This window comes from Bradyrhizobium sp. SZCCHNR1002, from assembly GCF_032381435.1.
Classification (GTDB): Bacteria; Pseudomonadota; Alphaproteobacteria; order Rhizobiales; family Xanthobacteraceae; genus Bradyrhizobium; species Bradyrhizobium aeschynomenes.
Genome location: NZ_JAUHIS010000020.1, coordinates 1 through 1,308, shown reverse-complemented (window position 1 = coordinate 1,308; position 1,308 = coordinate 1). Strand labels below are relative to the sequence as shown.

At 60.2% G+C, this 1,308-nt stretch carries 1 protein-coding gene; it reads left to right on the top strand.

Features of this window, described 5'->3' with window-relative positions:
- Positions 1 to 42: 42 nt before the first annotated feature.
- Positions 43 to 1,143, top strand: coding sequence for an IS4 family transposase (locus QX108_RS33455; RefSeq protein ID WP_315701243.1), 1,101 nt, complete (start codon positions 43 to 45; stop codon positions 1,141 to 1,143).
- Positions 1,144 to 1,308 lie beyond the last annotated feature (165 nt).

The window sequence follows — 1,308 nt, the reverse complement described above, 5'->3', positions numbered from 1 at the left end:
TTTATGCTTGAGTGTTGGAATCCGCCGTGATTCGAACAGGGGATGGCAGACGAATCGCTCCTGAACGAGGACTGGACGAGAGTGGTTGCGCAGCTGGGCGGGGCTGCGCAGCTCGAGAAAACTGCGCGCCAGACGAAGGCCTTCGCGCGTCGGCGGCAGATTCCAGATGCGGTGACGTTACTTCGGCTGATGCTGGCCTATTGTTTGGGTGAAAGAGGGCTGAGATCGACAGCCGCATGGGCGGCTTCTGTTGGCCTTGCCGACCTCACCAGCGTGGCGTTGTTCTATCGGCTGCGTCAATGTGGTGATTGGTTTGCGGTGCTGGTGGAGGGCTTGCTCGCTGCGGCAGCTCCGAAGGCGAGCCAAGGCCGCCTGATCCGCATCATCGATGCGACGACAGTGCCTCAGGCGGGACCGGCTGCGCGCAAGAACAGTGAGCTTTGGCGCGTTCATAGCGCATTTGATCTGCCCTATGAGCGCTTTGGTCACTTCGAGCTGACAGATCAGCAAGAGGGCGAAACGTTTGACCGGATACCAGTGGTCAAGAACGAGATCCGCATTGCTGACCGCGCTTATCTGCAACCTGACCGCATTGCGGCCGTCCGCGAAGCCGGGGCCGACGTTTTGATCCGAGCGGGCTGGAAGAACGCACGTTGGCTTGACGCCAAAGGCCTTCCGTTCGATCTGATGGCCCAATTGCGTGCCGCGAAGGCGCGCGGACTGGTCGATCGGGAGATTTGGATCAAGCGCAAGGGCGGCGCGCCTCTGGCTATGCGTCTGGTCGCAATCAAGAAGCCCACCGGTGCGGCTGCTGCTTCTCGGCGTAAAGCCCGGCAAGACGCAAAAGATGAAAACCGCATCATCTCCAAAGAAACTTTGGAGGCTGCGGATTGGGTCATTCTGATCACGTCGCTCGCGCGGGACGAGTTCTCCACCAAAGATGTGCTTGCGCTCTATCGATTGCGATGGCGGATCGAGCTTGGGTTCAAGCGACTGAAGAGTCTGATTGGCCTCAAGACGCCGCCAGGAACCGATCCGCGCTCTGCCAAGCCCTACCTGCTGGCCCACCTCCTGATCATCCTGTTGCTCGAGCCGCTTGCCAGCGACTTCGAGGACTCTCCCCACTGGACGCAGGCCGCTTAACGACGCCTGGCGCTTGGCGGGTCCTGCAGCAGCTCGTTGCATCCTTGCTGCAAGCAATCATTCCACAACCAACCATCCGTTGCTTGCGCCGCAGAAAACGCGCGTTGGGGCGCCACCTTCGCGAGCCTCCTCGAAAACGCAAGTATCAATCGATGCTCGCGCTAC